This is a genomic window from Spirillospora sp. NPDC047418, from assembly GCF_040643275.1.
Classification (GTDB): Bacteria; Actinomycetota; Actinomycetes; order Streptosporangiales; family Streptosporangiaceae; genus Spirillospora.
The window spans coordinates 20,544-27,569 of record NZ_JBEYTW010000116.1; the positions used below are offsets into that span (position 1 = coordinate 20,544).

General features: G+C 71.6%; 6 protein-coding genes. All 6 read left to right on the forward strand.

The features are described from left to right. Window positions 1-86: 86 nt before the first annotated feature. The 6 genes from gdhA (at window position 87) to ABZ806_RS39950 (ending at window position 6,935) form a co-directional block, all read left to right on the forward strand. A complete protein-coding gene (gdhA, locus tag ABZ806_RS39925) occupies window positions 87-1,463 on the forward strand; it encodes an NADP-specific glutamate dehydrogenase (protein ID WP_500223811.1) in 1,377 nt (458 codons plus the stop codon). A gap of 243 nt (window positions 1,464-1,706) precedes the next feature. Then, the gene (locus ABZ806_RS39930) at window positions 1,707-2,246 is read left to right on the forward strand and encodes a potassium channel family protein (RefSeq protein ID WP_500223812.1); all 540 of its coding nucleotides are present in this window, start codon (window positions 1,707-1,709) and stop codon (window positions 2,244-2,246) included. 94 nt (window positions 2,247-2,340) lie between these two features. Next, on the forward strand, window positions 2,341-3,294 hold the full coding sequence (locus tag ABZ806_RS39935) for a DUF1731 domain-containing protein (protein ID WP_500223817.1): 954 nt from the start codon (window positions 2,341-2,343) through the stop codon (window positions 3,292-3,294). A 93-nt stretch (window positions 3,295-3,387) separates the two neighbouring features. Next, window positions 3,388-5,892, forward strand: a complete 2,505-nt coding sequence (locus ABZ806_RS39940) for an ATP-dependent Clp protease ATP-binding subunit (RefSeq protein ID WP_500223813.1) — start codon at window positions 3,388-3,390, stop codon at window positions 5,890-5,892. Between the two features lie 51 nt (window positions 5,893-5,943). Beyond that, window positions 5,944-6,498 (forward strand): CGNR zinc finger domain-containing protein, encoded by a 555-nt coding sequence (locus ABZ806_RS39945; RefSeq protein WP_500223815.1) that lies wholly within the window; start codon window positions 5,944-5,946, stop codon window positions 6,496-6,498. After that, a complete protein-coding gene (locus ABZ806_RS39950) occupies window positions 6,495-6,935 on the forward strand; it encodes a phosphatase domain-containing protein (protein ID WP_500223816.1) in 441 nt (146 codons plus the stop codon). Before ABZ806_RS39945 ends, ABZ806_RS39950 begins: the two co-directional genes overlap by 4 nt. Window positions 6,936-7,026: the final 91 nt, after the last annotated feature.

Consider the following 7,026-nt stretch of genomic DNA (forward strand, 5'->3'; position numbering starts at 1 on the left):
GTACGGGTTCCGACCTGCGGTCACCCTGTCTCAGGCGGTGAAACGCACGTTTTAGAGTGGAGGGGACCGAAGGAAGGAATCCCACCATGCCACTGGCCCCCCGTCTGCCGGCGCCACCCGAGACCCTGGCCGTCCTGGAAGAGTCCTATGACAGGGTTCTGCGGAGGGACCCTGGCGAAGCGGAGTTCCACCAGGCCGTCCACGAGGTCCTGGAATCCCTCGGCCCGGTGCTGGCCGCGCGGCCAGGGCTGGCCGCCGCCAAGCTGGTCGAGCGGTTGATCGAGCCGGAGCGGCAGATCATGTTCCGGGTTCCCTGGCAGGACGACAACGGCGAGATCCACGTCAACCGGGGCTTCCGCGTCGAGTTCAACGGTGCGCTCGGACCGTACAAGGGCGGGCTGCGCTTCCACCCGACCGTGAACCTCGGCATCGTGAAGTTCCTCGGCTTCGAGCAGATCTTCAAGAACGCGCTGACGGGGCTCGGCATCGGTGGCGGCAAGGGCGGCAGCGACTTCGACCCGCACGGCCGCTCCGACGAGGAGGTCATGCGGTTCTGCCAGTCGTTCATGACCGAGCTGTACCGCCACGTGGGCGAGCACACCGACGTCCCGGCCGGGGACATCGGCGTCGGCGGACGCGAGATCGGCTACCTCTTCGGCCAGTACCGCCGCGTCACGAACCGCTGGGAGGCGGGGATGCTGACCGGCAAGGGCGCGCTGTGGGGCGGCTCCGCGTGCCGGACGGAGGCGACCGGCTACGGCAACGTCATGTTCACCGCCGAGATGCTCCGCCGCCGCAACGAGGACCTCGACGGCCAGCAGATCGTCGTGTCCGGCTCCGGCAACGTCGCGATCTACACGATCGAGAAGGCGCAGCAGCTCGGCGCCAACGTGATCACCGTGTCGGACTCCAGCGGCTACGTGGTGGACGAGAAGGGCATCGACCTCGACCTGATCAAGACGATCAAGGAGATCGAGCGGGGCCGCGTCTCCGACTACGCCGAGAAGCGCGGCGGGTCCGCCCGGTTCGTCCCCGGTGGACGAGTATGGGACGTCCCGGCCGACATCGCGCTGCCGTCCGCGACGCAGAACGAACTGGACGCGGAGGCCGCGCGGATCCTCATCCGCAACGGCGTCAAGGCGGTGTCCGAGGGCGCCAACATGCCGACCACGCCCGAGGCCGTGCACATCTTCCAGGACGCGGGTGTGGCGTTCGGTCCGGGCAAGGCCGCCAACGCCGGCGGTGTCGCGGTCAGCGCGCTGGAGATGCAGCAGAACGCGAGCCGCGCCGCCTGGTCGTTCTCCCGCGTGGAGGAGGAACTGTCCGGGATCATGACGAACATCCACGAGAACTGCTACGAGACCGCCGAGCGCTATGGCGCGCCCGGTGACTACGTCGTCGGCGCCAACATCGCGGGCTTCGAGCGCGTCGCCGACGCGATGCTCGCCCAGGGCCTCATCTGACCCGACCGGACCCGCAGCTGACCCGCATCTGATCCGCCCCTGACCGGAATCCCGGTCCCCTTCGGACGGGCGCCTTCAACGGCGAGGGCCCCGCCCGCTCCGATCTCCTCCCCCTCTCCCCTCTCACGGGGATGACGCTCCCGCCCCTGCGCCTCACGTCGGCCATGGCGCGCTGATGCAGAGCCGGCCGCCCCCTTCGCCCGTACGCGGCGATTTCCCGTATCGCCTGGGCATGGATGGGGAGTGGAGACCCCGTCGCGACGAGCTCGCCGCAGGCTGCTGTTCTGGACGGCGCTGCGCACGGCACTGATCACCACCTGCCTGCTGGGCGCCTACTTCGCGGCACCGCTGAACAGGCCGTTCACCCTGACGACCGTGCTGGCGCTGGCCTGTGCTCTGGCCGCACTCGGGGTGCTCGTCGCCTGGCAGGCGCGGGCGATCGTACGGTCGCCGTCGCCGCGACTGCGCACCGCCGAGTCGCTCGCGACGTCCGTCCCGCTGTTCGTGGTGGTGTTCGCGGCGAGTTACTGCCTGATGGAGAACGGCACGCCGGGCACCTTCTCAGAACCGCTGACCCATGTCGACGCCCTGTACTTCACCATGACCGTGTTCTCCTCGGTCGGTTTCGGCGACATCGTTCCGCGCTCGCAGGCGGCGCGTGCGCTGACGTCCGCGCAGATGCTCGGAGACCTCATCATCGTGGGTTTCGCCGCGAAGGTCCTGCTCGAAGCGATGCGCCGAGGTGTCGAGCGCCACGGACACAAGACCGACGGCGACACGTAAGCCCACCGCGCAAACCGTTGGACGCCCCGCCGGGTGGGTCTTTGAACGTGTTCAAAAGTGGGTTAGGGTCGTCCGGGAGAGGGCTGGAGGCTTGATGAAGGTCGTGATTCCCGGCGGGACCGGGCAGGTGGGCGCCGTTCTGGAGCGGGCGCTTCGGGCTGCGGGGCATGAGGTCGTGGTCGTGACCCGGCGGCCTGCGGGGGCGGGGCAGGTCGGGTGGGACGGGCGGACGCTCGGGGCCTGGGCCGAGGTGGTCGACGGAAGTGACGTCGTGATCAACCTCGCCGGGCGCAGTGTCAGTTGCCGGTACACGCCGCAGACTCTGCAGGAGATGATGGATTCGCGGGTGCTGTCCGCGCGGGTGGTGGGGCAGGCGATCGCGGCGGCTGCGCGGCCGCCGCGGGTTTGGCTCCAGATGAGCACCGCCACCGTGTACGCCCATCGGTTCGACGCGGCCAACGACGAGGCGACCGGTGTGATCGGTGGCGGTGAGGCCGGGGTGCCGGGTTACTGGGCGTACAGCGTCCGGATCGCCGAGAACTGGGAACGGGAGCAGGAGCGGGCCGAGACGCCGTCCACTCGTAAGGTGGCGTTGCGGGCGGCCATGGTGATGAGCCCGGATCGCGGGGGCGTTTTCGATGTTCTGTCGTGGCTCGCGCGGCTGGGGCTCGGGGGGCCGGTCGCGGGGGGCGGGCAGTATGTGTCGTGGATTCACGATCGGGACTTCGTCCGTGCGGTCGAGTTCCTGATCGGGCGGGACGACCTGGCGGGGGCCGTCAACCTGGCTGCTCCGGAGCCGTTGCCGCAGCGGGTGTTCATGCGGGCGCTGCGGGGCGCGTGGGGAATGCCGGTCGGCCTGCCCGCGACGGCGTGGATGGCGGAGCTGGGAGCGTTGGCCCTCCGGTCGGACACCGAGCTGCTCTTGAAGAGCCGCCGGGTCGTGCCCGGCCGGCTCGTGGACGCCGGGTTCGGGTTCGAGTGGCCGCGGTGGCGGGAGGCCGCGGATGATCTCGTGCGGCGGCGCCGGGGCGTGCGCGCGGGGGTGTGAAGGAGGGGGAGCGCTGGTTTCTGCGGGCCCGCCACGGGCACGTGAGTCACCATTGCCTATGACGTGTCCTTCGACTACCGGGGGGTTTCGGAGATGACCGCGGGATGGTACGGGGCCGGGGGGATGGACCCTTTCGAGGAGATGCTCGCCCGGTTCTTCGGTGCGCGGGCGCACCGGCGGCCGCAGGAGCGGATCAGCATCGCGCGGCTGATGAGCGAGCCGGCGCGGGAGCTGGTGCGGGACGCGGCGGCGCAGGCGGCGCAGTGGGGCAGCGTCGATCTGGACACCGATCATCTGCTGTGGGCGGCGACCCGGCAGCAGGGGACGCGGCAGTGGATCGTCCGGGCCGGCGCCGATCCGGACAAGATCAAGGATGAGATCGAGAGCCACGGGCGGCGGGGCGAGCCGCGGGACGTCCCGCCGGAGCTGACGCCGTCCGCGAAGCGGGCGCTGCTGGATTCGCACCAGGTCTCGCGGGCGCTCGGGTCGTCCTATATCGGGCCCGAGCATGTCCTGTTCGCGCTGGCGCTCGACCGCGGGTCCAGTGCGGGCCGCATTCTCGATCATGAGCATGTGACGCCCGACTCGCTGCAGCAGGCGGCGTCGGGGGGCGGGCAGGGGCAGCCGCCGGGCGGCGGGGGCGGCGGGCAGCCGTCCGAGACGCCGACGCTGGACGAGTTCGGCCGCGATCTGACCGCGCTGGCGCGGGAGGGGCGGGTCGACCCGGTGATCGGGCGGCAGCAGGAGATCGAGGAGACCGTCGAGGTGCTGTCGCGGCGCACCAAGAACAATCCGGTGCTGATCGGCGACCCGGGCGTCGGGAAGACGGCGATCGCCGAGGGGCTCGCGCAGCGGATCGTCGACGACGACGTGCCGGAGACGCTGCGCGGGAAGCGGATCGTCCAGCTGGATCTGAGCAGTGTCGTCGCGGGCACCCGGTACCGGGGCGACTTCGAGGAGCGGCTGAAGAAGGTCGTGGACGAGATCCGCGAGCACGCCGACGAGCTGGTCGTGTTCATCGACGAGATCCACACGATCGTGGGGGCGGGGAGCGCCGAGGGCGCGGTGTCCGCCGGGAACATGCTGAAGCCGCCGCTGGCGCGGGGCGAGCTGCACGTGGTGGGCGCGACGACCATTGACGAGTACCGGCGCAACATCGAGAAGGACGCGGCGCTGGAGCGCCGGTTCCAGCCGATCCTCGTGTCGGAGCCCAGTCCCGATGACAGCATCGAGATCCTGCGCGGGTTGAGGGACCGGTACGAGGCGCATCATTCCGTGCGGTTCACCGACGAGGCGCTCGTCGCGGCGGTCGATCTCTCCAGCCGGTATCTCACGGACCGGTTCCTTCCCGACAAGGCGATCGACCTGATCGACCAGGCGGGTGCGCGGGTGCGGCTCCGGTCGGGGACGCGGGACGGCGGCCGGCGGGAGCTGGAGCAGCGGCTCGACCGGCGCCGGCGGGAGAAGGACCAGGCCGTCTCGGACGAGGACTACGAGAAGGCGTCGGAGCTGCGGGACGAGATCGTCCGGCTGCAGAAGGACCTGGAGACGGCGCGCGACGACGGCGCGCCCGTGACCGTCCCCGAGGTGACGACGGAGGACATCGCCGAGGTCGTGTCCCGCATCTCCGGCGTGCCGGTCACGCAGCTCACGGAGGCGGAGCGGGAGCGGCTGACGCGGCTCGAGGAGCACCTGCACCAGCGGGTCGTCGGGCAGGAGGACGCCGTGGCGGCGGTCGCGCGGGCCGTCCGGCGGTCCCGCGCGGGCATGGGCGACCCGGACCGGCCGATCGGCGGGTTCCTGTTCCTCGGGCCGACCGGCGTCGGCAAGACCGAGCTGGCGAAGGCCCTGGCGGAGGCGCTGTTCGGCAGCCGGGAGCGGATGATCCGGTTCGACATGAGCGAGTTCCAGGAGCGGCACACCGTCAGCCGGCTGATGGGCGCCCCGCCCGGATATGTCGGGTACGAGGAGGCGGGGCAGCTGACCGACGCCGTCCGCCGGCAGCCCTACTCGGTCATCCTGCTGGACGAGATCGAGAAGGCGCACCAGGACGTGTTCAACGTCCTGCTCCAGCTCCTGGACGACGGCCGGCTGACCGACGCGCAGGGCCGCACCGTCGACTTCCGCAACACCGTGGTGATCATGACGTCCAACCTCGGCTCGGAGCTGATCACCGGGACGACGGAGATCGGGTTCGGCGGGCGCGACGGCGAGGGCAGCGCGCTCAGCGACCGGATCATGCGGCGGCTGCGCGAGTCGTTCCGGCCCGAGTTCCTCAACCGGATCGACGAGATCATCGTGTTCCGGCGGCTGGAGGCGGGCCAGCTCCGGCAGATCACCGACCTGCTGCTGGACGAGACGCGCCGCCGCCTGCGCGCGCAGGACGTCGACGTCGACTTCACCACCGAGGCCGTCGACTGGCTCGCCGAGCGCGGCTACCAGCCGGAGTTCGGCGCCCGGCCGCTGCGCCGCACGATCCAGCGCGAGGTGGACGACCAGCTGGCCGACCTGCTGCTGTCCGGCGACCTCGAGCACGGGCGGCATGTCGAGGTGTCGGCGGTGAACGGCGGGCTCCAGTTCGACGTCCTCACCGAGTAATGGTTATAGTCCCTCTGTAAGCCTTACTGGTCGTGCGGAAGGACGTCTGCCTTGCTCATTCCCATCGCCGGCTACGCGGCGGGCGCCGAGGTCGCCAACGGGCTGGTCGGCACGTCACCGGACGTGCGGGGGGCCGAGGCGCTCGCCGGGCCCGGCGAGCTGGCCCGCCTTCTCGCCGCGTACGACATCCGGACGCCCACCGCCGGGGACGTCGAGCAGGCGCGTCTCCTCCGGCGCGAGGTGCGTGCCGTCCTGGAGGCCGAGACCGAGGACCTGGCCGTCGAGGGCGCGGCGCTGATGGCCGGGCACGCCGGGCTCGCGCCGGTGCTGCGCCGCGACCCGTCCGGGCGGTGGCAGTGGTACGTGCCCACGGCCCGGGACGCCTCGCTCGTCGGCGAGCTGGCGGCCGTCGTCGGGGTCGCGCTGCTCGGCCTCGTCCGCGCGCTCGGCCACGAACGCTTCCGCGCGTGCGCCGCGCCCGGCTGCGGCGGCGTGTTCGCCGACGCCAGCCGCGCCGGACGCCGCCGCTACTGCATGCCGGAACGGTGCGGGAACCGGATGAACGTCGCCAACCACCGCGCACGCCGCCGGGAGGAGGCCCGATGACCGCCTCGCTCACCGGGGCGATCCGGCTGCCGGACGGTGCCCGGGTCCGGGGGCGCGGCCTCCGCGATCCGCTGCCGGACGGCCCCGAGCCCGCCTTCGGTCTCTACCTGGGCTCCGCGAAACTGCGGCGCCGCCACGAACCGGCCCTGCGCTGGGACGCGGTGTGGCTTGACTGGCCCGATTTCCGGCTCCCGCGCGACCGGGACGAGGCCGTCCGGCAGATCCGCGCCCTGCACGAGCGGGCGCGTGCGGGCGAGGCGGTGGAGGTCGCGTGCGGCGGCGGTGTCGGACGCACCGGCACCGTCATCGCCTGCCTCGCCGTCCTCGCCGGGGTGGACCCGTCCGGCGCCGTCGCCTGGGCGCGCGGGCACCACCACCCGCGCGCCGTCGAAACACCCTGGCAGCGCCGCTGGGCCACCCGCTTCCCACGCACCTGACCCGTTGACCTGCGGCGTGTTGTTGTTTTACGGCCGCTCATAACAACAACACGCCGCAGGTCAACGGAAGTCGGGGTGGTCAGGTGTCGAG

What these genes read in the sequence shown, in the direction of transcription:
- gdhA (WP_500223811.1), top strand. Translation starts at nt 87, where the DNA reads ATGCCACTGGCCCCCCGTCTGCCGGCGCCACCCGAGACCCTGGCCGTC.
- ABZ806_RS39950 (WP_500223816.1), top strand. Translation starts at nt 6,495, where the DNA reads ATGACCGCCTCGCTCACCGGGGCGATCCGGCTGCCGGACGGTGCCCGG.
- ABZ806_RS39935 (WP_500223817.1), top strand. Translation starts at nt 2,341, where the DNA reads ATGAAGGTCGTGATTCCCGGCGGGACCGGGCAGGTGGGCGCCGTTCTG.
- ABZ806_RS39940 (WP_500223813.1), top strand. Translation starts at nt 3,388, where the DNA reads ATGACCGCGGGATGGTACGGGGCCGGGGGGATGGACCCTTTCGAGGAG.